Source organism: Saccharomonospora glauca K62 (assembly GCF_000243395.2).
Classification (GTDB): Bacteria; Actinomycetota; Actinomycetes; order Mycobacteriales; family Pseudonocardiaceae; genus Saccharomonospora; species Saccharomonospora glauca.
The window spans coordinates 707402-731266 of record NZ_CM001484.1 but is presented as its reverse complement, the minus strand read 5'-3'; the positions used below and the strand labels follow the sequence as shown (position 1 = coordinate 731266).

21 protein-coding genes are annotated in these 23865 nt (G+C 71.0%); 9 read left to right on the top strand and 12 right to left on the bottom strand.

Annotated features, from left to right (window positions below; translation table 11 throughout):
* Positions 1 to 11: 11 nt before the first annotated feature.
* Together SACGLDRAFT_RS03540 and SACGLDRAFT_RS03535 are read right to left on the bottom strand one after the other, a co-directional pair.
* On the bottom strand, positions 12 to 3284 hold the full coding sequence (locus tag SACGLDRAFT_RS03540) for an ATP-dependent helicase (protein ID WP_051036168.1): 3273 nt from the start codon (positions 3282 to 3284) through the stop codon (positions 12 to 14).
* Positions 3281 to 6490: an ATP-dependent helicase gene (locus tag SACGLDRAFT_RS03535; RefSeq protein WP_040918484.1), complete on the bottom strand. Its 3210-nt coding sequence runs from the start codon at positions 6488 to 6490 to the stop codon at positions 3281 to 3283. The genes SACGLDRAFT_RS03540 and SACGLDRAFT_RS03535 overlap by 4 nt, the downstream gene beginning before the upstream one ends.
* A gap of 139 nt (positions 6491 to 6629) precedes the next feature.
* Between SACGLDRAFT_RS03535 and SACGLDRAFT_RS03530 the strand changes: the two genes are divergently transcribed.
* Positions 6630 to 6920 carry an MGMT family protein gene (locus SACGLDRAFT_RS03530; RefSeq protein WP_005461813.1) on the top strand — a complete coding sequence of 97 codons (291 nt, stop codon included), beginning with the start codon at positions 6630 to 6632 and terminating at the stop codon, positions 6918 to 6920.
* A gap of 14 nt (positions 6921 to 6934) precedes the next feature.
* Positions 6935 to 7792, top strand: coding sequence for a siderophore-interacting protein (locus SACGLDRAFT_RS03525; protein WP_005461812.1), 858 nt, complete (start codon positions 6935 to 6937; stop codon positions 7790 to 7792).
* 6 nt (positions 7793 to 7798) lie between these two features.
* Here SACGLDRAFT_RS03525 and SACGLDRAFT_RS03520 read toward each other — a convergent pair whose 3' ends face one another.
* Both SACGLDRAFT_RS03520 and SACGLDRAFT_RS03515 read right to left on the bottom strand, forming a co-directional pair.
* Positions 7799 to 8611 carry a uroporphyrinogen-III synthase gene (locus SACGLDRAFT_RS03520; protein ID WP_005461811.1) on the bottom strand — a complete coding sequence of 271 codons (813 nt, stop codon included), beginning with the start codon at positions 8609 to 8611 and terminating at the stop codon, positions 7799 to 7801.
* Complete coding sequence (locus SACGLDRAFT_RS03515; protein WP_456300009.1) at positions 8604 to 9572, bottom strand: helix-turn-helix transcriptional regulator; 969 nt, start codon at positions 9570 to 9572, stop codon at positions 8604 to 8606. The genes SACGLDRAFT_RS03520 and SACGLDRAFT_RS03515 overlap by 8 nt, the downstream gene beginning before the upstream one ends.
* Positions 9573 to 9635: 63 nt before the next feature.
* Between SACGLDRAFT_RS03515 and SACGLDRAFT_RS03510 the strand changes: the two genes are divergently transcribed.
* Both SACGLDRAFT_RS03510 and SACGLDRAFT_RS03505 read left to right on the top strand, forming a co-directional pair.
* Positions 9636 to 10070: a DUF3224 domain-containing protein gene (locus SACGLDRAFT_RS03510; protein WP_005461809.1), complete on the top strand. Its 435-nt coding sequence runs from the start codon at positions 9636 to 9638 to the stop codon at positions 10068 to 10070.
* 5 nt (positions 10071 to 10075) lie between these two features.
* A complete protein-coding gene (locus SACGLDRAFT_RS03505; RefSeq protein WP_005461808.1) occupies positions 10076 to 11200 on the top strand; it encodes a DNA glycosylase AlkZ-like family protein in 1125 nt (374 codons plus the stop codon).
* Between the two features lie 20 nt (positions 11201 to 11220).
* On the opposite strand, the gene SACGLDRAFT_RS03500 is transcribed toward SACGLDRAFT_RS03505, so the two are convergent.
* The 4 genes from SACGLDRAFT_RS03500 to SACGLDRAFT_RS03485 form a co-directional block, all read right to left on the bottom strand.
* Positions 11221 to 12012 carry a TIGR02569 family protein gene (locus SACGLDRAFT_RS03500; RefSeq protein ID WP_005461807.1) on the bottom strand — a complete coding sequence of 264 codons (792 nt, stop codon included), beginning with the start codon at positions 12010 to 12012 and terminating at the stop codon, positions 11221 to 11223.
* 153 nt (positions 12013 to 12165) lie between these two features.
* Positions 12166 to 13368 carry an adenylyltransferase/sulfurtransferase MoeZ gene (gene moeZ, locus SACGLDRAFT_RS03495; protein ID WP_005461805.1) on the bottom strand — a complete coding sequence of 401 codons (1203 nt, stop codon included), beginning with the start codon at positions 13366 to 13368 and terminating at the stop codon, positions 12166 to 12168.
* A 100-nt stretch (positions 13369 to 13468) separates the two neighbouring features.
* Entirely contained in the window at positions 13469 to 14569 is a 1101-nt protein-coding gene (locus SACGLDRAFT_RS03490; protein WP_157608753.1) for a DUF3152 domain-containing protein, read from the bottom strand.
* A gap of 91 nt (positions 14570 to 14660) precedes the next feature.
* A complete protein-coding gene (locus tag SACGLDRAFT_RS03485; RefSeq protein WP_005461800.1) occupies positions 14661 to 15686 on the bottom strand; it encodes an alpha/beta fold hydrolase in 1026 nt (341 codons plus the stop codon).
* 88 nt (positions 15687 to 15774) lie between these two features.
* Here SACGLDRAFT_RS03485 and SACGLDRAFT_RS03480 point away from each other — a divergent pair, with 88 nt between their 5' ends.
* Complete coding sequence (locus SACGLDRAFT_RS03480) at positions 15775 to 16434, top strand: TetR/AcrR family transcriptional regulator (RefSeq protein WP_005461798.1); 660 nt, start codon at positions 15775 to 15777, stop codon at positions 16432 to 16434.
* Positions 16435 to 16453: 19 nt separating this feature from the next.
* Here the strand turns inward: SACGLDRAFT_RS03480 and SACGLDRAFT_RS03475 are convergent, their stop codons facing one another.
* Entirely contained in the window at positions 16454 to 17347 is an 894-nt protein-coding gene (locus SACGLDRAFT_RS03475) for an alpha/beta fold hydrolase (protein WP_005461797.1), read from the bottom strand.
* On the bottom strand, positions 17344 to 18249 hold the full coding sequence (locus SACGLDRAFT_RS03470) for an AurF N-oxygenase family protein (protein ID WP_005461796.1): 906 nt from the start codon (positions 18247 to 18249) through the stop codon (positions 17344 to 17346). The genes SACGLDRAFT_RS03475 and SACGLDRAFT_RS03470 overlap by 4 nt, the downstream gene beginning before the upstream one ends.
* Before the next feature lie 56 nt (positions 18250 to 18305).
* Between SACGLDRAFT_RS03470 and SACGLDRAFT_RS03465 the strand changes: the two genes are divergently transcribed.
* Together SACGLDRAFT_RS03465 and SACGLDRAFT_RS03460 are read left to right on the top strand one after the other, a co-directional pair.
* Positions 18306 to 19082, top strand: coding sequence for a TetR/AcrR family transcriptional regulator (locus tag SACGLDRAFT_RS03465; RefSeq protein WP_005461795.1), 777 nt, complete (start codon positions 18306 to 18308; stop codon positions 19080 to 19082).
* Positions 19079 to 19411 carry a DUF4873 domain-containing protein gene (locus tag SACGLDRAFT_RS03460; protein ID WP_005461794.1) on the top strand — a complete coding sequence of 111 codons (333 nt, stop codon included), beginning with the start codon at positions 19079 to 19081 and terminating at the stop codon, positions 19409 to 19411. The genes SACGLDRAFT_RS03465 and SACGLDRAFT_RS03460 overlap by 4 nt, the downstream gene beginning before the upstream one ends.
* 115 nt (positions 19412 to 19526) lie before the next feature.
* On the opposite strand, the gene SACGLDRAFT_RS03455 is transcribed toward SACGLDRAFT_RS03460, so the two are convergent.
* Both SACGLDRAFT_RS03455 and SACGLDRAFT_RS03450 read right to left on the bottom strand, forming a co-directional pair.
* Positions 19527 to 19757: a DUF3107 domain-containing protein gene (locus SACGLDRAFT_RS03455; RefSeq protein ID WP_005461793.1), complete on the bottom strand. Its 231-nt coding sequence runs from the start codon at positions 19755 to 19757 to the stop codon at positions 19527 to 19529.
* Positions 19758 to 19798: 41 nt separating this feature from the next.
* Complete coding sequence (locus SACGLDRAFT_RS03450; protein WP_005461792.1) at positions 19799 to 20476, bottom strand: ferritin-like fold-containing protein; 678 nt, start codon at positions 20474 to 20476, stop codon at positions 19799 to 19801.
* 366 nt (positions 20477 to 20842) lie between these two features.
* Between SACGLDRAFT_RS03450 and SACGLDRAFT_RS03445 the strand changes: the two genes are divergently transcribed.
* Entirely contained in the window at positions 20843 to 22495 is a 1653-nt protein-coding gene (locus SACGLDRAFT_RS03445) for a DEAD/DEAH box helicase (RefSeq protein ID WP_040918479.1), read from the top strand.
* A 5-nt stretch (positions 22496 to 22500) separates the two neighbouring features.
* Positions 22501 to 23865 (top strand): Rv3212 family protein, encoded by a 1365-nt coding sequence (locus tag SACGLDRAFT_RS03440; RefSeq protein ID WP_005461785.1) that lies wholly within the window; start codon positions 22501 to 22503, stop codon positions 23863 to 23865.

The window sequence follows — 23865 nt, the reverse complement described above, 5'->3', positions numbered from 1 at the left end:
CGTACCCGTCCTCACGTCGCCTCCCCGTCCCGTTCGCGTGGCGGCACCGTGCGCAGCAGGGCCTTGAGCCCCTCGGCGTCGGCCAGGTCCACGGGATGGACGGTGCGGTTCGCGCGGACGTAGTGGAACGCCGCCCGCACCTTGTGCAGCGGCGCCCCCGAGAGCCCCGCCCACGCCAGCCGGTACGCGGCGAGCTGCACCGACAGCACCCGCATCCGGTCGGCGTCCGGCACTGCCCCGGTCTTCCAGTCCACGACGGTCCAGCCGCCGTCCTCGTCGGCGAACACCGCGTCCATCCGGCCCCGCACGGTGATTCCGTCGATGACGGTGGAGAACGGTACCTCCACGTCGTGAGGGGTCCTTCGGGCCCACGGACTCCGTTCGAACGCCTCCTTCAAGCCCTCCAGGCCGGCCGCGTCGCCGTCGGGTCCCTCCACGTCGTCCGGGTCCATCGCGCCCGGCAGGTCGTCGAGGTCGAACAACTTGTCGCTCGCGAACCGACGTTCCAGCCAGCCGTGGAACTCCGTGCCCCGCCGGGCGTAGGCGTTCGGTGGGAAGGGCAGCGGCCTGCGCAGGCTGCGCGCGAGGTCCTCCGGTTGCCCGGCGAGGTCCACAAGCTGGCTCACCGACAGCTTGCCGGGCAGCTCGATCTCGGTCTGCGGCTGTCCGGTGCGGGCGCGCTCGGCCAGCAGCACGTCGGTGTCGCTCACCCAGCCGTCGGGATCGTCCTCGTCACCGTCGGGGTCCTCGGGAGCCTCCAGCGCTTCGAGGACGAGGCGCGCCCCCTCGTCCACCGCCGCGCGGCGGGCGCCGAGGGGGTCGACCGGCCACAGCAGTTCCCGCGACGACTCCGACAGCGGGTTGTCCCCCGCTTCCTCCTGCCAGTGGTCGATCACTCCGGCCTCGGGGTGCTCCCGGAGCTGCTCGGCGATCTCGGTCAGGAACGGGGACGGGTTCTTCGGTTTCGTCGCCGCGGGGTCATGCCACCGATAACCGGAGACGAGCAGGCAGTGCTCGGAACGCGTCAACGCCACGTAGCACAGCCTGCGCTCCTCCTCGGCGTGCCGCTGCTTGAACCGTTCCTCGTGGTCGTCGAGGGCCTCCTGGACCTGCTTACGGTCCTCGTCCCCGCGAAGCGTGAGCGCGGGCAGGTCCTGGGCGTCCCCCCGCAGCGCGGCGGGCAGCTCGGACACCGTACGCAGCCAGGACCCCGTCTTGCGCTCGTTCGGGAAGACGCCGTCCACCAGGTGCGGGACGGCGACGAGGCGCCACTCCAGCCCCTTGGCCGCGTGGGCGGTGAGCACCTGCACGCGCTCGGGGGCCACCTCCACCTCACCCGGTTCGAGTCCGTCCTCGGCACGGGCTGCCGTGGTGAGGTAGTCCACGAAGGACAGCAACGTGGCCGTCGGCGAGCTCTCGGCGTACTCGTGCACGACCTCGGCGAACGCGTCGAGGTGCGCCCGGCCCACCGCGCCCGGCCGGGCCAGCGCCTCCACGTCCAGCAACATCGTGCGTTCGACGTCGGCGACCAGCTCGGGAAGCGGTTGGTCGAGCCTGCGTCGCAACGCCTCCAGCTCCCGGCTCAGCCTGCGGATGCGCGCGTAGCCCTCCGGCGAGTACCGCTCCGGCTCACCGGGATCGTCCAGCGCGTCCACGAGCCCGGCCTGTTCGGACCTCTCCGCCACCACCGCGTCGTCCGCGGCCGACAACTCGCCGGCCCGACGCCACAGGGCGGCGAGGTCGGCCGCGCCGAGTCGCCACCGGGCCCCCGTGAGCAGCCGCGCGGCGGCCGTGCCCGACAGCGGTTCGGCCAGCACCCGCAACGTGGCCACGAGGTCGGCGACCTCCGGTTCGTCGAGCAGTCCACCCAGCCCGACGACCTCCACCGGCAGCCCTTCCTCGCGCAACGCCGCGGCGATGGGCGCCATGTCGGCCCGCCTGCGCACGAGAACGGCCGCGGTCGGCGCCACGCCGGTGGCCTCCCGCTCGGCGAACCAGCGGGTCGCCAGTTGCTTCGCCACCCATCGGCGCTCGCTTCGCACGTCGGGCAGCAACGCCACCCGAATGTCGGCGGGCCCCGCGTCGGGACGGGCCCGCAACTCGCTCACGCCCGCGCCCTCCCCGCGAAGCGGCTCGGCCACCGCGTTGGCGAGCGCGAGCACCTCGGGCGGATTGCGGAAACTCGTGAGCATCCCGTACTCACGGGCGGGCGTGGGCACGTGCCCGCCGGCGCGGTCGAGGCGCGGGAAGTCCGTGGTGAACCGCGGCAGGTTGGCCGCGCTCGCCCCACGCCAGCCGTAGATGGCCTGGAGCGGATCGCCCACCGCGGTGACCGGCATCGGCTCGGCTCCGCCGAACAACGAACGCAGCAACACCCGCTGGGCGTGCCCGGTGTCCTGGTACTCGTCCAGCAACACGGCACCGTAGCGGGCGCGTTCGAGGGCGACGACGTCGGGCTGGGTCTCCGCCAGCCGGGCCGCGAGCGACATCTGGTCGGAGAAGTCCAGCGCTCCCTCGGCCCGTTTGCGTTGCTCGTACGCCTTCACCAACGGCAGCAACTGCAGCCGCAGGCGCTGCGTGGCGAGCACCTTGAGCAACTTGTCCGGCAGGTTCGCGCGCTGCCGCTTGGCACGGGGCGCGTTCTCCACCAACGAGCAGAACCACTCCGTGTACTCGCGGAGCCGTTCGGGCCGCACCAGGTGTTCGCCCAACTCGCCCGCGATCGCGAGCACGTCCTCGGTGATCGTCGACGGCGCCTTGTCGGTGTCCAGGTCGGCGTCCCACGACGCCACGACCCGGTGGGCGAGCTGCCACGCGGAGGTCTCCGACAGGACCCGCGCCCCCGGCTGCACCGGCAGCCGCAGTCCGTGCTCGCTCAGCAGCCGCCCCGCGTAAGCGTGGTAGGTGAGCACGGTCGGCTCGCCCGAGGCGACCGCGAGCCTGCGTTGTCCGCTGGGATCGACGTCGTCCAGCAGACCCGAGCCGGCCAGCCGCCGGAGGCGGGCCCGCACCCGCTCCGCGAGCTGCCGCGCCGCCTTGCGGGTGAAGGTCAGCCCCAGCACGCGGTCCGGGGTGACGAGTCCGTTGGCGACCAACCACACCACGCGTGCCGCCATGGTCTCCGTCTTGCCCGCTCCCGCGCCCGCCACCACGAGCGCGGGTTCGGGGGGAGCCGCGATGACCGCGGCCTGTTCCCGAGTCGGCGTGGGCAGGCCCAACGCCTCCGCGATGTCGGCGGGAGAGAGGAACCGGGCCGGGCGGGCGGTCTCGTTCGTCCTCGTCACTCTCCCGTCACCTGCCTGCCCTCGGGCCGCAGGGGGCACGCCGACCGCGAAGGGCATCGCGAACAGTCCACGTTCTCCTTGACCCGATACGTCGGCCCGGCGGTGTCGGCGGCGGCCCGGCGCACGTCGGCGAGCCAGCGACGCGCGGCCTCCTCGTCCAACGGCGGCTGCTCCCGGACGGTGGCCCCGTCCTTTTTGTTGGACTTGGCGACGTACAGCAGCTTGGCACCGCCGGTGGTGCCCGAGTGCTCGGAGAACGCCCCGAGCAGGGTGGCGAGCTGGTAGACGGCGAGCTGCGGGTGTTCGGCGGCCGCGCGCTCACTCACCGCCTCCTTGGCGGTCTTCAGGTCGACGACCACCGGCCTGCCCTCCTCGTCGAGCTCCAGCCGGTCGACCCGTCCCGTCAACGCCACCCTCGGTTCCCCTTCCGAGGCGGGCAGCTCCACCCTCATGTCCTGCTCCACGGCGTGCTGGGTGAGCGTGGCCCGGCTCCGGCGGAACCAGGCGAGGAAGTTGCGGACCATGGCCTCCACCCGATCCCGCTCCCTGCGGGAGAACCACGGCGCACCGGCGTCCACCTTCGCCCACGCCGCGTCGAGTTCCTTCCACAGGGTCCGTTCGTCGGCCCCCTCGGCCGCCGCCTGCGCCAGCGCGTGCACCACGGTGCCGGTGACGGCCGACAACTGGGCGGGATCGGTGCCGCCGTGCCGCTCCAGCAGCCAACGGAGCGGACACTTCACCAAGGTGTCCACAACGGACGGGGAAACGCGGATGATCTCGTCCGGTCCCCGCAACGGCCGGTCGGTGGAGGGGCCCGAGACGCCGTACCACTGCGACGGGTGCGCTCCGGGCACCCCGGCTCGCGCCAGCCGGGCGAGCTGACGCGCGGCGAGCCTGCGGCGCCCGAGGTCTGCGTCCGGATCGGTGACGGCCGCGCGCAACTCACCCACCAGTTCCGCGAGCGTCAGTCCTCGTTCCCGCTCCTCCACGGGAGTCCGCGGACCGCCCCGCCCCACGTCCTCACCGCTGTCGGTCAGCTCCGAGAGGAACCGTGACGGTTGCTCCTCCTCGCCCTGCACGGCGCTGACCAGCAGGGTTCGCCGAGCCCGGCTCGCGGCCACGTAGAACAGGCGACGTTCCTCGGCCAGGATCGGCGCGGTGGCGGAGACGGCCGACATGGCGTCGTCGTCCACTCCGGACAACAGGTCGACGAGTCGTTCGACGCCGAGCAGCGAGCCTCGCAGCCGAAGGTCGGGCCACGTCCCCTCCTGGAGTCCCGTCACCGCCACCACCGTCCACTCCCGACCTACTGCCGCGTGGGCGGTGAGCAGTGAGACCCCCGTTCCCTTCTGGGCCACGGGCGCGAGGCTGTCGCCCGCGATGTGCTGCGACGACAGGTACTCGGCGAACCCGGCGACACTGGCCTTCGGAAGCCTCTCCACATAGCGGGCCGCCGCGTCGAACAACGCCACGACCGCGTCGAGATCGCGGTCCGCCCGCGCTCCCAACACCCCTCCCCGGCCGGCCTGAGCCACGAGCCGGTCCTGAAGACCGCTCGTCTCCCAGACCCGCCACAGGACCTCGGGCACCCCGACGCCTTCCCGGATGGCCTCCGACGCCGTGGTGAGCAGTCTCCCCACCCGCCGCACCGGCAGGGCCTCCGCGTCGGCCAACCCGGCCAGCACGTCGCCGTCCCGCAACGCCTCCACCAGGAGTTCGTCGCTCGACCGCTCCCCTCCCGCCACCGACTCCAGTCGGCGCAGCCCACGACGCAGGCGACGCAACGCCAACGGGTCGGCGCCGCCCAACGGCGACGACAACAGCATCTCCGCGGTCTCGGCGTCGAGCGACCACGGCTCGGCCGCCACCTTCAGCACCGTCAACAACGGACGGACGGCGGGTTGCTGCGCCAGGGGCAGTTCCTCGACCACCGTGGCCACGGGCACCCCGGCCGTCGCCAAGGCCCGCTGCAGCAACGGAAGCGACTGCGTCGCCGATCGCATGAGCACGGCCATCTCGGACCACGGGACCCCGTCCAGCAGGTGGGCCCGGCGCAACTGGTCGGCCACCCACGCCGCCTCGGCGGTCGCGGTGGGCAGCAACCGAACCCGCACCGTGCCTGCGGTGGCGTTCGGCGCGGGTGACACGAATCGATGCGCCGACGTGCCCGGCAGGGTTCCCGCGATGCGTGCCACCGTCTCGTACACCGCGGGGGCGAGCCGGTGCGAGCGTTCCAGGACGACGGTGTGCGTGCCGTCGGGGTCGGCGTCGGCGAGCAACCGCGGATCGGCTCCCCGGAACGAGAACACGGCCTGGTCGGGGTCCCCCGCCAGCACGGCGTCGGACGCGGTGGCCGCCAGCAACCGCACCAAGCGGTACTGCAGGGGGTCGAGGTGCTGAGCGTCGTCCACGAACAGGTGGCGTATCCGCTGCCGTTCCCCGGCGAGCAGGCCCGGATCACCTTCGAGTTCCACGAGCGCGCTGGAGACCAGCTCGGCCGCGTCGAGCGCGGGAGCGCCCGGCTCACCCACCGCGTGTCCGCCGACTCCCTGCAGCAGGGTCACCTGCTCGTACTGGCTCCAGAAATGCCCGGCCGCCACCCACTCGGGCCTGCCCTGCCTGCGGCCCAACGTGACGAGGTCCTCGGGCCCCAGACCGCGTTCGGCGGCGCGCAGCAGCAGATCACGTAGTTCCTCGGCGAATCCCGGCACGGCCAACGCGGGACGCAGGGGTTCGGGCCAGTCCGGGGCGCCGCGTTCGAGATCTCCGGCGAGCAGTTCCCGCACCACCACGTCCTGCTCCGGTCCGGACAACAGCCTGGGCGCGGGGACCCCGTCCCGAGCGGCCTGTGCGCGCAGGACCGCGAACGCGTAGGAGTGCACGGTACGCACGAGCGGTTCGCGCACCGTGCGAATCTCGGCGCGGGTGTCGTCGAGGATCGTGAGCCGTCGGGTGATCTCGGAGCGCACGGCGTCGGCCGACTTCCGCGACGCGGTGAGTACCAGCACGCTCTCCGGATCGGCGCCCTCGGCGATCCGCGCGGCCGCGGTGGTGGCGAGCAGGGTGGTCTTGCCCGTCCCCGGTGCTCCCAGGACCCGGACGAACCCGCGCGGCTCGGCGAGCAGCCACCGGGCACCCTCGTCCCACGTCTGCGGTGGGACCGGTCGCACCGGGGTCCGTACCAATCGCGCTCGGAGTCCGTTCACGTCCTGATGGAATCATGCCGCCCCGGCGGATCGACGGAGCACGTCCACCGTGTGTTGCGCATACTGCTCGCCCGAAAGGGTGCATACCGTGTCCGCAGGTTGGGTACGCGTGTTCGCACTTCCGGTACGGGGGTAGGCGATGAACGAGGAACTGCACGAACGCATCCGCGAGGTGGTCGCGTCCGTGCCGGAGGGCACGGTGGCGACCTACGGTGACGTGGCGGCCCTGGCGGGCGCGTCCACGCCGCGGCTCGTGGGCCGGGTGCTCGCCGAGGACGGGCACGACCTGCCCTGGCACCGGATACTCCGCGCCGACGGCACCCCGGCCCCCCACCTGGCGCGGGAACAACTCGCGCGGCTGCGGGCGGAGGGCGTCCTCGCCGACGGACGGCGGATCGACCTCCGGAAGTTTCGCTGGAAGCCTTTGTAGGTTAGCCTTGCCTAATGAGCATCGAGGCGACCCGGCCACGCCTGGCCTACCTGAGCGCGTACGTCCGGCACGTTCGCGCCCTCACCCCGCGACTCGTGCGGATCACGTTCGCGGGCCCCGACCTCGCCCATGTCGTCGACTCGGCGCCCGACCAGTACGTCAAGGTGTTCTTCCCCGCCCCCGGCACCGACCGCCCCCAACTCCCGCCGCCGCTCGCCGACGACGCGATGTCCTGGTACCGCCGGTACCTCGCGATGCCCGACGGCACCCGACCCGCCATGCGCACCTACACCGTCCGCAGCGCGCGCCCACGAGAGGCCGAGCTGGACATCGACTTCCTCCTGCACGACGACGCCGGCCCCGGAGCGAGCTGGGCCGCCTCGGCCCGTCCCGGCGACGAGGTGGCGTTGCTCGGGCCGTACGGACTGTACGACGTGCCCACGGGAACGTCGTGGCAGCTTTTGGTGGGCGACGAGTCCGCCCTCCCCGCTATCGCCGCGATCTGCGAGCGGTTGCCGGAGGGGGCCAAGGCAGCCGTGTTCGTGGAGGTGGCCGACGCCACCGACGAGATCCCGCTGGCCGGAGACGGACGCCACGTGGACGTGCGGTGGGTGCATCGCGGCGAGGCCCCCGTCGGCGAGGCCGTGCTGGCCGCCGTCCGCGAGGCGACGTTCCCGCCGGGAGCGCCGTACGCGTGGGTCTCCGGCGAGGCGAGCCTGGTCAAGCACGTCCGCCGCCACCTCGTGCGCGAGCGCGGCGTCGACAAGCGCCACATCACCTTCACCGGCTACTGGCGTCGTGGCCGCAGCGAGGAGGACACCGGACGCGAGCAACTACGGGCCCACGACCGCGGCGAAGTCCTCGCCGACTGAGCCCGGCTACCGGCCGAGTCGCGCCACCAGCAGTTTCACCAAGGCGCCGAGCCGGGCACGTTCCGGTACCGCCACCGGAATCCCACGCTCGACGAGCGGCGCGGCCGTCACCGGGCCCACGCACGCGCAGAGCACCCGGTTCGCGAGCGCGTCCGCGAAGGCCTTCCGGTGGGGGCCCTCGTCCGCCAGCGCGAGGAGGTTCGTGGCGGCCGGAGCGCTCGTGAACGCCAGAGCGTCCACCTCTCCCGCGCCGATGCGTGCGACGAGGTCCTTCACGGGCGCGAGGTCGGCGGGCCACTCCCAGCGGTACGGCTGCACCTCGATCACCTCCGCCGCCCGCGCGCGCAGCGCGGCGACGTGCTCGGGCAGCGGCGCGCCGTGCAACTGCACCGCCACCCGCCTGCCCCGCAGGTCCTCGGAGCCGAGCCGGTCGAACAGCTCGTCGTTGGTCTCCCCCGGCGCCGACCAGACCTCCCACAGCCCCCGCTGACGCACCGCACCGGTGGCCTTCGGCCCCCTCGTGAACACCTTCGCCCTCGCCAGCGCGCGCGTCAGCGACTCCGAGACTCCCCACCCGTCGGCGGCCTCCAGCCAGCCCCGGAACCCGGCGCCCGTCGTCACCGCCACGACGTCCACACCGGACTGGAGGATCGCATTGGTGGCGGCACGCAGTTGTTCGTCCTCGGGCAGCGGCACGATACGGATGGTGGGGGCGTGTACCACCGTGGCCCCGTGCCGCTCCAGCGCGGCGATGAACTCGCTCGCCCTGCGCTCCGCGGTGATCCCGACGGTCACCCCCGTGAGCACACCTTCAGCCATAGTGGGAACCCATTCTCACGACGACGTCGGACACCCTGCGCCGGAGTTCCGGCGGCGCGAGCACCTCCAACTCCGCACCGAACTGCAGGAGCTGGGCGAGCGCGGGCGCGCCGGTCTCCACCGGCAGCTCCACCGTCACCCAACCGTCCCGGTCCGGCGAAGTGGCGGTCTCCCGCAGGGCACGGGCACCCACGGACCCGAGGAGGAAAGGGACGAGTTCGCACCCCAACGGCGACAGTCGCACCCTCGCCGTCTCCGGGTACAGCCGCCGCTCGAACCCCTCCGACCATGTTCGCCAGTAGTCGGCGAGGTCGAAGTCGTCGGGCCGGTCGAACGTCTCACCGAGCTCGACGAGAGCGTCCACCCGCGAAACCCGATAGGTGCGCACGGAGCCGTCACACCGTGCGGCGAGATACCACGCCCCGGCCTTGAGCACGAGACCGAGCGGGTCGAGATCACGCTCGACGGCGCTGCCGTCCCACCGCCGATAGCGCACGCGTACTCGCTTGGCGTGCCATACGGCATCGGCGACCGCCGCCAGGGCCGAGGCGTGTTCGATCTCCCGGTGCCAGCCGGGAACGTCCACGTGGAAACGTTGGGCGAGTTCGCCCGCCCGGTGGCGAAGTTCCTCCGGCAGCGCGGCATGCAGTTTGAGCTGCGCGGCGGCGAGCACCGTGCCGAGACCGAGTTCGGAGGCGGCCGCCGGCAGGCCCGCCAGCGCGAGAGCGCGCGCTTCCGCCTCCGACAGTCCGGTGAGCCGGGTGCGATAGCCGCCCAGGAGCCGATACGCCCCCGCGCGGCCCCGGTCGGCGTAGACGGGCACGCCTGCCGCCGACAACGCCTCGACGTCGCGATAGACGGTGCGCACCGAGACCTCGAGCTCGTCGGCGAGCTCCCGTGCCGTCATCCGCCCTCGGTTCTGCAACAGCAGCAGCACCGACAGCAACCTGCTCGCCCGCACGACCTTCATTCTGCGCGTAAAACCTGACAAAGGACGACAGGTATACCGGGCAGGGTCGGTGTCATGAGCACGAACTCCTACACCGTGACCAGTTGGGACGAACACGTCGTCGCGGGTTCGGACACCGGCCCCCACTACGCCCACGCACACGCCACCTCCACCTATCGGGGAGTGATCGAAGGGACCGCGTCGGTCGACTACCTCCTGTACTACGACGAGGCCACCGCGCACGGCGGACAGCGAGCGCCCGGTTACGAACGCGTCGAGGGCAGCGTCGCGGGTCGTTCGGGAACGTTCGTCCTTCGCCACGACGTCGCCTACACCGCCAACGGGATCTCGGACCGGTTCACCGTGGTGCCGGGCTCCGCCACGGGTGAGCTGGCCGGTCTTGAGGGCAGTGGCACGGCGGCGTCGGCGAACGAGACGGTGCCGTACACGTTCGACTACCACCTGCCCGAAGGGGGTACGGACAGCGTGGACCCGCGGGGAGGAGCGTGACGGCGATGGTGCTGGAGATCGACCGGCGGCAGGCGATGGCGTACCGCGTTGCGGCGCACGGGCTGCACCGCGGTGGGACCGACCCCGCCGCGCTCGCGGTGTTCGACCTCGGGGTTCAGGACGACGCGCAGCGCGACACCGCGAACCTCGCGGTGCTCGCGAGACTCGACACCGCACCGCGACGCCCTCTCGCCGACGACGAACGCTTCCTCTCAACGTGGTCGCATCGCGGCGCGCCGCACTACCACCGCGCGGGCGACTTCCGAGCGCTCTTGCCGGCCTTGATGCCGTGGGACGCGGCCGACGCCGCCGCACGGCTGAGCTGGCAACGCCGCGACATGGCGGCGGCCGGGATGCCCGCCGACGAGGCGATCCGTACGGCCGCCGCCGCGCTGCGAAAGGTGGTCACGCACCCCATGACGAAAGGCGCCGCGAGCGAGGCCGTGACGAAGGTGATCCCCGAGGGGCTGTCGCTGTGGTGCCGACGTTGCCGGGCCACGCACATCCTCGACCAGCTCATGCGGCTCGCCACGCCGCTGGCCGGCCTCGCGCTGCGACCGGGAGTCTCTCCCGTGACGCTGGTACCGCTGCGGCCCCGCCCGCGCGTCCCGGAACACCCCGACGCACGGGCGGCGGTCGACGTGGTGAGGACCTACCTGCGGTTGCACGGTCCGGCGACCGCCACCGACGCGGCGGGATTTGTCGGAACCACGAGAACCACGCTGACACACGCGATGTGGCCCGACGACCTCGTGGAGGTGTCGGTGGACGGCAGGCGATGCGTGATCCCCCACGACGCACTCGCGGCGCTGGAGCACCCACCGGAGGCGGACGTCGTTCGCCTGCTGCCGCCGAGGGACCCGCTGGTACAGGCGCGGGACCGCGCACTGCTCGTGCCGGACCCCGGTCACCGCAAGGAGGTCTGGAAGATCCTCGGCAGTCCCGGCACGATCCTCGCCGACGGCGAGATCGCCGGCGTGTGGCGGGCGAGGAGGTCCGGAGCCCGGATGGAGTTGACGTTGACGGAACTGCTGCCGCTGTCCGCGCGGGTGAGGGCGGCCGTCGAGGCGGAGGCGGAGCGGCTGGGAAAGGCACGGGGAGCCGAGTCGCTTCGAGTGAGCTGGACCTGACCGTGGCACGGAACACCGTGCTACAGCAGCTCGGTGATCTCACCGGCCGCGCGCCGCAGCCCGTCGAGGGTCGAGACGCCGGAACGAGGGTGCAGCGCGTGCCAGGCCAGGCGGAACAACACGGCTCGCAACAACATCTGCGGCCATTCGGGCAGGTGCGACCAGTACCGCAGTAGCGCGCCGTCGCCGCCGCCCCAGGCCACGGCGTCCACCGCAGCCACCGCGGTGCCCCACTCCGCGGGTCGGAAGTGCGGCACGAAGTTCACCAGCCCCGGAGGCTCGTCACCGTCGAAGAGCAGGGTGCCGAACAGTTCAGCGTGCACGAGTTGGTCGGGGGCCTGCACCGGGCGCCGCGCCGGCGCGAGGATCTCGAACAACCGCCCACCCTTGGCCTCGTCCAACTCCCGGTGCTCCTCGCCCCACGCCAGGCGCTCGGCGACGGCGGAGACGTCGTTCCGATCCCCGAGGAAGGGAGGACGCGGGAACGCGGCCGTCGCCTGGTGCAGCTTCACCGCGGCGAGGACGGTCTCGTGAGGCCGGTGATCGGGCGAGCCCGACAGGTAGCGGCGGGCTCGCCACCCGCCGACCACCCAGCGTCCGTCGGTCGCGCCCACCGGCCGTGCCACGCGCAGCTCGGGCACGTCCAGGGCCGCCATCGTGCGGGACAGCCACACTCCCTGGGCGCGATCGTGCACCGGTTCGAGTACCACGTCACCGCAGCGCCATCCCGTGCCGCCGACCAACGGTTCGACGTCGGCACCACCCAGCCCGAAGGCCCGGCGCGTGTGCTCCGGAGGGGGTCCCTGAATCACGCCGCGACGTTACCCCGAAGAACTGCGAACACCCGTGCATAAAGTGCGGACACGCCGGTATGGGGTGCCCATACCGGCGTGTCCGCAGACCATGTACGCGTGTCCGCACGCTGCGGACGCGTGTTTGCAGTTGTCGTACGTCGCCGGAGCGGCTCAGTACGTTGGCAGGCTGGGGTCCACCTGGCGAGCCCACGCCAGCACACCGCCACCGAGGTGCGTGGCGTCGCGGAAGCCCGCCTTGTGCAGGGCCGCCAGCGCCTCCGCCGACCGAGCGCCCGACTTGCAGTGCAGCACGATGGGCTTGTCCTGGGGCAGCTCCGCCAAGGCCTCCCCGGACAGGATGCGGTCCTTCGGGATCAGCTTCGAGCCCTTGATGTTGACGATCTCGTACTCGTGCGGCTCCCGGACGTCGATGAGTTCGAAGTCCTCACCGGCGTCGAACTTCGCCTTCAGCTCCTCCGGGGTGATCGTGTGACCGGACGCCGCCTTCTGGGCGTCGTCGGACACCACGCCGCAGAACGCCTCGTAGTCGATCAGCTCGGTGATCTTCGGCGTCTCCGGGTCCTTGCGGATTTTCACCTCGCGGTAGCGCATCTCCAGCGCGTCGTAGGTGACGAGCCTGCCGAGCAGCGGCTCACCGATACCGGTGATGAGCTTGATCGCCTCCGTGACCATGATGGAGCCGATCGACGCGCACAGCACACCCAGCACGCCACCCTCGGCGCACGAGGGAACCATGCCGGGAGGCGGCGGCTCGGGGTAGAGGTCGCGGTAGTTCAACCCCTTGCCGTTGGGCGCGTCCTCCCAGAACACGCTCACCTGGCCCTCGAACCGGAAGATCGAACCCCACACGTACGGCTTGCCCGCCAGCACGGCGGCGTCGTTGACGAGGTAGCGCGTGGCGAAGTTGTCCGTGCCGTCGAGGATCAGGTCGTAGGAACTGAACAGCTCCACCGCGTTGTCGGTGGTCAGCTGCTCGTTGTGCACGACGAAGTTCACGAACGGGTTGATCTCGGCGACGGATTCCTTCGCCGAGATGGCCTTCGGCTTGCCGACGTCGGACACGCCGTGGATGACCTGACGCTGGAGGTTCGACTCGTCCACCACGTCGAAGTCGATCACGCCCAGGGTGCCCACCCCGGCCGCGGCGAGGTACAGCAGTGCGGGGCTTCCCAGCCCGCCGGCACCGATGACCAGGACCTTGGCGTTCTTCAGCCGCTTCTGCCCGTCCACGCCGACGTCGGGGATGATGAGGTGACGGCTGTAGCGCGCGACCTCTTCCTTGGTGAGTTCGGCGGCCGGCTCGACGAGCGGCGGAAGCTTGGCTTCCGACGTACCGCCCCCTGTACCAGACATCAGTCCTCCATCTCGCGCGTGTCGCGGTCCTTCGCCATCTATAACGGCGCGAGAGGGCCGGGTCTTCCCACGTCCACATCGTGGACGAGAGTCGGCTGGATCACTCGCCCTTCGGCTGTGGCACGGGCCAGGCGTTGGGGAGGCAGACCTTGCCGTCGGCGGGCACGGCTCCCTGGTCGCCTCCGGGCAGGTCGTTGAGCTTGGCGACGTAGTCGTTGGCGACGCCGAAGGTCTGCTGCATCATCACGGGGGCGAGCGCACCGTCCTCCGGACATCCGACGTGCCCGTTGCCCAGCGCGTGACCGACCTCGTGGTTGATGACGTACTGCTGGTAGACGCCCATGTTGCCGCTGAACGCCTTCGCCCCCCGCACCCATCTGGCCAGGTTGATGACGACTCGCTGGTACGAGCTGATGTAGCACGACGACTCGAACGGGATCTCCTGGCCGCACAGCTGCTTGGTGGTCTCGGGAGACGTCAGGCTGACCCGGAAGTCCGGGTCGGGGTGCCTGTCGTCGACGCGTTGGAAGGACACCTCCCCGGTCCCCGGCCAGCTCCGGCTGTCGGACAACGTGGCCTCCACGGTGGAGGCGAAACTGTCGTCGCCGGCGAAGCTGCCCGGATTCAACCCGTCCTCCACCTCGACGGTGTAGGTGTACAGGTTCGGGGAGTCCCCCGCCTTCTTGCCGCCGTTCTCGCCGAGCGGCACGACGTGCCACTGGCCCTTGCCGACCTTGTCGTAGTCCCCGCCCTCGGGCAGCTCGGCGGTGGGGATGTGGAGGTCGACCTGCTTCGCGGGCACCTCGGTGGCCACCGGATTCGGCGACGAGCCGTCGCCACCGCCGCTCGGGGCCGCCCCCGACGCATCGCCACCGTCGGGGGTGCCGGCGTTCCTGGTGGTGTCGAACACGACCAGCGCGGTGACGACGAGCAGGATCGGGATCAGGTACGCGCGCCAGCCGTAGGTGGCGGTGAACTTCTTGAGTCCGGAGCGTCGAGGACGTTCCGGGGCAACCTTCCCGACCGGCCGCCACGACGCCCGCAGCGGCTCGGACGGGGGACGTCCGCCCTCGGACTCCGCGTCGAAGTCCCCGTCGTCCGGGCGGTCCGCCTCCGCCGTACCACGGGCATCAGCAGGATCGTGACCAGCCGACGCGATGTCCCCGTCGCTTTTCCGTACCCCTCCTGTTACCCGCTTCACGGCTTCAGAGTGCCACACCTGAGCGTGCGGTTCTCCGCGTGGCCCGACACGTTCGGCCTATCATGCGTCACCCGTTCGGAGGGGGTGGCACTCACCAGTGTCCGGCCTCGACGCTCTCCCACATACCCAACACCGCCTTGGCCACGGTCGTGGGTCGCTCCATCTGGGCCACATGCCCCGTTCTGGGGAGCACCAACAGTCGCGCACGAGGAATGAGCCGCGCCGTCCGAGGCGCCTTGCGCACGGAGATGACGCGGTCCTCCGTGCCCCAGACCACGAGGGTGGGCGCGCTGATCCGGGGCGCCACCGCCCACAACGATCCCGCTCCCCTGGTGAACCAGGTCCGGAAGATCTCCATGGTGCTGCGAGCCATCGCGCGCTCGGCCCACTCGTACGAGACGCGAGCGCTGTGCTCCTCGATCACCTCGTCGAAGCGGTGCGCGGGGAACGAGGACGGATCGGCGAAACACAGGCGGATGACCTGTTCCGCCCGCTGCCTCGGCGTCATCGCCGCGAGTTCACGCCGGGCCCGTTTGCCGATCACCGGCAGGTACGCGAGCGCCAGGCGGGGGTCGGAGAGCCTGCGCGGGTCCGGGCGCAAGTCGGGCACCGCCGGGGAGATCAACGTCAGCGTGCGCACGAGTTCCGGACGGTGCGCGGCGACGAGCATGGAGATCGCCCCGCCCATCGAGTTGCCGACCAGGTGCACGGGCGCGTCGGTGTGTTCGGCCAGGTAGTCGCCCAACACCTCGGCGTGCGCGGAGAGGCTGAACGTGAACCCGTCCATGGGCTCGGAGGCTCCGAAGCCGGGCAGGTCGAGCGCGTGCCCGGCGGCGTGGGGCGCGAGCAGCCTGCCGAGGTCCGTCCAGTTCGTCGACGAACCACCGAGCCCGTGCACGTAGACGGCCGTGGCCGAGGCGGCCGGAGCGTCGCCGTGAGTACGGCGGACGTGCAAGGTAAGTTCCCCGACGCGCTCGAACGCTCCCGGCCACGGTCCGGCCGTGAGGTCGAGTTCCGGCAGGGGGGTCCTCGACAGCGGTACGTGGGTGAGCGGGGGACGGCGACGAGGACGCTCGGAGGTCAACCTCTCGGGTGAACTGGTGCGTGTTTCGGGCACCTTTACAGCATGCCTGACGCCCACGGCGCTTGGCGTGCGGTACGTACCCACGAGTAGTGTGCGATGGGAAGCACGACTGGAGGCGGGGATGACGGAGACAGGGCAGGCGCGGCAGGTTACGAGCGAGACGAGCTCGGCACCGCTCGGACGCGGGGTACGGCTCCCGCGAACGGAGCGCCGCGCGCAGTTGCTCGCGGCCGCCCAGGAGGTGTTCGCGGCCAACGGCTACCACGCGGCGGCCATGGACGACATCGCCGAGCGCGCGGGAGTCAGCAAGCCCGTGCTCTACCAGCACTTCCCCGGCAAGCTGGACCTCTACATCGCACTGCTGGAAAGCCACGTCGACAACCTGGTGAACGCCGTGCAGCAGGCGCTCGCGTCCACAACGGACAACAAGCAGCGCGTCAAGAACGCCGTGGGCGCCTTCTTCGACTTCGTCAACAGTGACGTGGGCGCGTTCCGCATGGTGTTCGAGTCGGATCTTCGAGGTGAGCCCGCCGTGCAGGAGGCCGTCGACCGGGCCACGTCGGCCAGCGTCGACGCCATCACGGAGACGATCACGGCCGACGCGGGGCTCGACGAGGAGAAGGCTCGCCTGCTCGCCGTCGGGCTCGTGGGCATGAGCCAGGTCAGCGCTCGGTTCTGGCTGGCCAACAGCTCGATGTCCCAGGAAGAGGCCGTCGCGCTCACCTCGACGCTCGCGTGGCGCGGCATCGGCGCGGGTTTTCCGCTGTCCGGCCGCGACTGACCGGACAGCGGAAAACCGCTCAGCCCACCGGGAGGGACGCCGACGGCACTCGGCACAGGATCGAGATCTCCCGCGCCACCTCGTGTGCTCGCTCCTGCGGCAGCATGTGCCCCGCGCCGGGGCACAGCACGAGCCGCCCCGCCTCCAGCTCGTCGGCGATGGCCCGAGCATGGCGGGTGGAGCAGAGCCGGTCGGCCATTCCCGCCATGACCACACTCGGCGTGCGGCGCAGCACCGCCAACGCCGCCGTGCGGTCGTGCAGGGCGATCTCGTTCCGGAAGGCCCCCATGCTCGCGGGGTGGACCCGTAGGAGCTGGTCGGCCACCGACTCGACGTCGGAACGCCGGGGCTTGCGACCGAACACGAGCCACCGCGCCCCGAGTCGGGCAGCCGTGCGCGGCAGCGGAAGCCGCTCCCTCCGGTACCGCACGAGCGCCGTCGCGAGCTTGCGCTCGACGCGGTGGGCGGCGGTTCCGAGCGCGCCGGGCAACCCGAGGGTGACCCGGCTCAGGTTCGCGCAGGCGGTGGACACGAACGCCACTCCGTGGACACGGTCCCGGACGAGCTCGGGATGCCGGTCGGCCAACGCCATGATCGTCATGCCGCCCATCGAGTGTCCCGCGAGCACGAGCCTCCCCGAGGGGGCGAAAGCCTCGATCACCTCCGCGAGGTCGTCGGCGAGCCGGTCGATGGTCGTGGTCTCGAAAGCCGAGTGCCCCGACTCCCCGTGTCCGCGCAGGTCGTAGCGCACGCTCCGGACCTCGGGGGGAAGCAGGGAAAGCACGCGGTCCCAGGTCCGGCGATCCTGGGTCCACCCGTGGACGAGCACGACGGTGCCCGCCGCGTCGTCCACCTCCCCCCGCTCGACCGCCAGGGCCGTGCCGTCGCTCGTGACGAAACGCTCGGCGCTCATCGGGCCCCCAGCAGGAACGAGCGCCGCCACCACGGCATGCCCGGACCGCCGACGAGCCCGACCTCGTCGAGGAAGCCCATAATCCGCTCCCCGCAGTAGCGGATGGTCTCCCGCCAGTACGGATTGTTCACGGCCGCGCGGTAGCCGTCCGCCGGTCGAATGCCCACGGCGGCGTAGACGCGGGGGTTGACCAGACTGCGGGTGATCTCGTGAGCCACCACCGCGAGCAGCCACTGCTGGTAGGCCTTCTCGGGGCCCCGCAGGTCGCGCATGCCGCGCGCGACCTCCTCGCGGGCGAACGTCACGTGCCGGGCTTCCTCCAGCACGTGGATGCGGTTGATCATGCGCACGAGCGGCTGGATGTCGGGGTCGTTCATCTGCTCGCGCTGCAACCGGTCGAGGATCTCCTCGGCCACCAGGATCGACCCGTACATCGCGGGCCCGTACGCGAGCACGTTCAGCAACTTGCCGAGCCGCTTCCGCCAGGAGACGGGGCCGTAGTGCGGACAGCCGACCCGTTCGCTGAACCGGGCGAACATCGTCGAGTGGCGGCACTCGTCGGCGATCTCGGTGAGCGCGTACTGCGCGAAGCCGGTGGTGGGATCGGCGTTGTAGACCTCCTTGAGCAGCATCTGCATGAGCAGGACCTCGAACCAGATGCCGTTCGTGGCGATACTCGCGATCTCGTGCTTGCCGAGTTCGATGCGCTGCTCGGGCGTGAGCTGCTCCCACAGCTTCGTGCCGTAGAGGGTGGACCGATGTTCGGGGAGGTAGCGCTTGCCCTCCACGAGGGGCGCGTCCCAGTCGATGTCGACCTCGGGGTCGTAGAACTTGTTGGCCGACGACTTCAGCAGCCGTTCGGCGGTCTTCTCGCGGCTGGACTCCCTCACCGCGCGCGTCATCGCGGCCACCACCTTCCCCTTGCATGTAACCTCGGGTAACAGTTACTTCTGGTAGCATGGACAACATGGCCGACCGTGTCAACCGCTCCAGCAGGTCGAGGCGCGATTCCGGTGAGAAACCCACCGGTGACGCGCGTCGCGACCGCTGGCGCAAACACCGGATCGCCCGCCGCGCGGAGTTCGTGGAGGTCGCGCTGAGAGCGCTCGACGAACACGGCCCCGACATGGGCATGGAGGACGTGGCCGCGGCCGCGGGCGTCACCAAACCCGTGCTCTACCGCCACTTCGAGGACAAGGCCGACCTGTACCTGGCGCTCGGCCGCCGAGGCACGGAGATCCTGTTCGAGCGCCTCATCCCGGCGATCAACGCCGAACTCGCACCCCTACCGCGCATCCGCATGGCCCTCGACGCGTTCTTCTCGGTCATCGAGGAGCACCCGAACCTCTATCGGCTGCTCGCCCGCAAGTCCTTCGGCGACCGGCCGGTGGACGCCGACGTCGTCGCCGAGGACAAGCAGCTCATCGCCACCGCACTGACGGCCCTGCTCGGCGACTACATGCGAATGCTCAACATGGATTCCGGCGCCGCCGAGCCCTGGGCCCACGGCATCGTCGGCATGGTGCAAAACACCGGGGAGTGGTGGCTGGACAAGCGCACCATGAGCCGCGACAGCGTCGTGGAGTACCTGACGCAGATCATCTGGGCCGCCATCGACGGGCTGACCCGGCAGCACGGCATCGTGCTCGACCCGAACAAACCGCTGGAAGCCAACAAGGTCGTCACCTTGAAACGCACCCCGCCCCCTTTCGAGCAGACGGGAGAATCATCGTGAGCGGACACGACCACGACGAGGACGGCTACACGGGCCCCGCGACCCTGCGCCTCGGCGAGGCCGAACTCGCGGTCGAGGTGGAGTTGCGCGGCCACTTCCAGCCGATCGACGGCTACTACCACTGGTACGGCCGGATCAAGGCCGACCAGCGGCTTTCCGAACTGGCGGGAGGGAAGAAGCAGAAGGTCGAGATCCGCACCCCCGAGGGCAGCGCGTCCGGCGAGATCTCCGACCCCGACCCGTGGGACCGCTACCGGATCACCGGCGTGAGCAGGCCCCCGTTCTCGGTCCCCACGTCACTGGAGGACCTGGCCCCGGTGGAGGGCTAGGAAACCCGCGCGGCCCCGGCCTCGGCCGGGAAGTGTCCCGGGTTCGCCCAACAAAAATCGGCCACCCACTCCCGCCCCGTGCGGGGAGGAGTGGGTGGCCGTACGTCTTCGGGTGTCAGGAACCGACGGCGAAACCGACTCGACGCACGTCGGACGGCGCGATCTCGACGTAGGCGATGCGGTCGGCCGGGACGAGGAACTTGCGGCCCTTTTCGTCGGTGAGCCGGAACAGGCCGTCATCGGCACTCAGCGCGTCGGCGACCTGCTTTTCCACCTCTTCGGCTGAGGCTTTGCTGGCCACCACGAGCTCCCGCGGCGCGTCCTTGATGCCGATCTTGACCTCCACTGCGACCTCCGCCTAGTCGTGACCGTTCGTCGCCCTCAAGGCTAGCCGAGACCGAGGGCTTGCATCCGCTTGGTGTGTTGCTTTTGGAGCTTGCGGAACAACGCCGCGATGCCGGAGAGATCGCCGGTCCCGGCCACGATGAGCTCGGCGAGCCCGTCGCTTTCCGCCACGACGTACTGGGCCTGCGTCAACGCCTCGCCGAGCAGCCGGCGGCTCCAGAGCGCGAGGCGATCGCGCACGGGAGCGTCGTTCTCGATGGCCGCCGCGACTTCGCGCTGGGCGAACGCGGAGTGGCCCGTGTCGGCCAACACGGTGGTCACCAGCTCACGGGGCTCCTCGTCGAGCACCTCGGCCAGCTCCCGGTACAGGTCGGCGGCCAGGTTGTCCACGACGTACGCCTTGACCAGCGACTCCAGCCAGGTCCTCGGCGCGGTGGACTCCTGGAACGCGTCGATGTGCCGCATGAATGGGCGCATGGCTTCCTCGACGCTCACACCCCGTTCGGCGAGGTAGCGTTCCAGCAGCCCGTAGTGACCCATTTCGGCCGCCGCCATCGACGCGAGCGCTACCCGGCCGGACAGGGTGGGTGCCGTGCGGGCGTCCTCGGCCAACCGGTCGAAAGCCGACAGCTCTCCGTACGCCAGCACGCCGAGCAGATCGACGACACCCGTCCCGATCTCCGGACGGTCCTCGGTGGCATCAGCCTTCGCGTCAGTCACGCGATAACCGTAGTTCAGCCCACAACGAGACCAACAACACGCCGTCGTATCGCGCGAGGTCCCTGGAGCGGGCACCGGACGGGCTAGACTATTGGCTGGTAGTGAAGTTGGCCTCGTGTAGAGCACGACGTCGAGCTGGCACACACGAGGCGCCCGACACGGCAGTGCCGACCCGGCGTCGGGTTGCCTACACGCCGTCCTCCGTCGCGACCACTTCACTACACCCTGACAGTGTGCGTGCACGCCTTTCGGCGGCATCCCACTCCGTTTCGTGTGACATATCGCGAAGCGAACGCGCTTTCGCGTAGTGGTCGACAGGCCGCGAGTACCGGGCTGTGCGCGCTGGTATGAGAGAGGCGATTCGACATCGACCAGAACGAAAACCGCACGGATGCCCCAGCCACGGGCACAGACGCCGGCACACCGACCAACCCCACGTTCGCCGAGCTCGGGGTGCATCCCGACATCGTCCGGGCCCTCGCGGAGTCCGGCATCGAGCGCACCTTCGACATCCAGGCCCTGACACTGCCGCTCGCGCTGCGCGGCGAGGACGTCATCGGGCAGGCGCGGACCGGAACGGGCAAGACGTTCGGATTCGGCGTGCCACTGCTGCAACGGCTCACGCTCCCCGGGGACGGCACCCCACAGGCACTCGTGGTGGTTCCCACCCGCGAACTGTGTCTGCAGGTCAGCCAGGACCTGGAGAACGCGGGCAAGCACCTCGGCGTGCGCATCGCGTCGATCTACGGGGGCCGCCCCTACGAGTCCCAGATCAAGACCCTGCGCAAGGGCGTCGACGTGGTCATCGGCACGCCCGGCCGACTCCTCGACCTCGCCGAACAGCGCCATCTCGTGCTCGGCAAGATCGCCACGCTCGTGCTGGACGAGGCCGACGAAATGCTCGACCTCGGCTTCCTCCCCGACATCGAGCGCATCCTGCGAATGGTGCCCGACGAGCGGCAGACGATGCTGTTCTCGGCCACCATGCCCGGCCCGATCCTCACGCTGGCACGGACCTTCCTGCACCAGCCGACCCACATCCGGGCCGAGGACCACGAGGCGGGCGCGGTGCACGAACGCACCACGCAGTTCGTCTACCGCTCGCACTCGCTGGACAAGCCCGAGCTGGTGGCGAAGGTGCTCCAGGCCGAGGGCCGGGGGCTGACCATGATCTTCACGCGGACCAAGAGGACGGCGCAGAAGGTCGCCGACGACCTCACCGAACGCGGGTTCGCCGCCGCGGCCGTCCACGGTGACCTGGGGCAGGGAGCACGCGAGCAGGCGCTGCGGGCCTTCCGGTCGGGCAAGGTGGACGTCCTGGTGGCCACCGACGTCGCCGCCCGCGGCATCGACGTCGACGACGTGACCCACGTCATCAACTACCAGACTCCCGAGGACGAGAAGACCTACGTGCACCGCATCGGCCGCACGGGCCGCGCGGGCAAGGCCGGGGTGGCGATCACCCTCGTCGACTGGGACGAGGTCCCGCGTTGGAAGCTGATCTCCGACGAACTCGGGCTGGGCATCCCCGAGCCGGTGGAGACCTACTCCACCTCCCCGCACCTGTTCACCGACCTCGGCATCCCGGAGAACGCCACCGGGAGGTTGCCGCTGTCCAAGCGCACCCGCGCCGGGCTGGCTGCCGAGGCCGAGGAGGACTTCGGTGGCACGCGACGCCGCCGCGCCGACACCCCGCGCAAGCGCAGGTCCCGCCAGCGCAGGCGCACCCGCGGCGGTCGTGAGATCACTCCCGCCACGCGCACGGACGGAGGCGAGCGGACGGCGAGCACTGCCACCGACGAGGCCGCCGACACCACGCGCCCCCGCAGGCGCCGCACGCGGGGAGGTGTCCCCCACACCCCGACCGCCGAGCACGCCGCTCCGGCCGACAAGGAGGAGTCGACGCGCGGTGACAGCGGTGAGCGGCCCACCCGACGTCGGCGCCGCAGGAGGCGTGGCGAGAGTGTGGGCAGCGCCAACCCCGCCAACACCACCGAAACGGCGGCGGAGGCAGACTAGGGCGCGTGACCACCGGACGGCCCAGCGAGGACTCTCCCGAGACGTCGGCACACTCGCCGGAGCCCGAGCACGGGCTCGCACGGACCGACCCGGCTTCCCCCGAGGGGGAATCCGCCGCTCGCGGGGCCCCCGACGGGGCGGTGGAGTCCTCGCCGATGCCTCGGCGCTCCCCCTGGAACCGGCGCCGCGACCGGGTGGTGGCCGCGGTGCTCGCCGTCCTCTGTGTCGCCACGGGCATGGTGGTTTGGCTGTTCAGCGACAGCCGTGCCACCACGCGGCACCTGGCCTCGGAGCCCCCGCCTCGCCTCACGGTCCCCTCGGCGGTGCCCGGAGCGTTGGCCGAACGGTGGAGCGCCACGAGCGAGGCGACTCCGGTACCGGTGGCCGAGGGCGGATTCGTGATCACCGCCTCGGACGGCACCGTCGCGGGCCGCGACCCCCTCACGGGCGAGGTCCGCTGGAGCTACGGCCGTGATCTCGAACTGTGCACCGTGAGTGCCGCGTGGTCGAAGGCGCTGGCCGTCTACCGCAAGGACGTCGGCTGCAGCGAGGTCACCCAGCTCGACCCCGCCACGGGCCGGAGGACGGCCCAGCGCAACGGCGACGCCGAAGCTCCCACACGCCTGGTCGTGGACGACAGCCACGTGACCACCACGGGCACGGAGCTGCTCAACACCTGGCGCAGCGACCTCGTCAAGACGCTTGAGTACGGCCGGGTTCCCGCCCCGGTCAACCCCGGTCGGCAGCCGAGGCCCGACTGCCGGTATTCGACGGTGGCCGCCGGCGGCGACCGGGTCGGGGTGATCGAACACTGTCCCGGCGAGACCGGTGCGCGGCTCACCGTGTTGAAGGCCGCGGGCGAGGAGGCCGACGAACCCGAGCAGGTGTTCAGCGTGCTGTTGCCCGAGCCGACGGCCCAGCTCGTGGCCATGTCGGACGAACGGGTGGCGGTGGCGTTGCCGGAACGCCGACACCTCCTCGTCTGGAACTACGACGGCAATCAGGTGGGCACCTACGACCTCGCCGTTCCGACGTCCGAACTCGCGGCCGTTCCCCCCTCCGGCGTGGTGTCGACCTCCAAGGGCCGAGAACACGTGTACTGGTTCACCGGCTCCCGCACCGTCGCGCTCGACCTCCACAAACTGCAACCCCGATGGACGGTCGAGGGAACCCTCGGGCCGGGTACGGTGTTCGCGAACGAGTACGTGGTGCCCGTCCGGGGAGGAATCGCCGCGCTCGACGAGTACACCGGTGCGACGACTCGCACCGTGGCCGTGGACCGCCACGGCTACGAAGGGCCGGTCGAGCTCGCGGCGACGGGCCCGGTACTCCTCGAACAACGTGGACGGACGTTGGTAGCACTGAGGTGA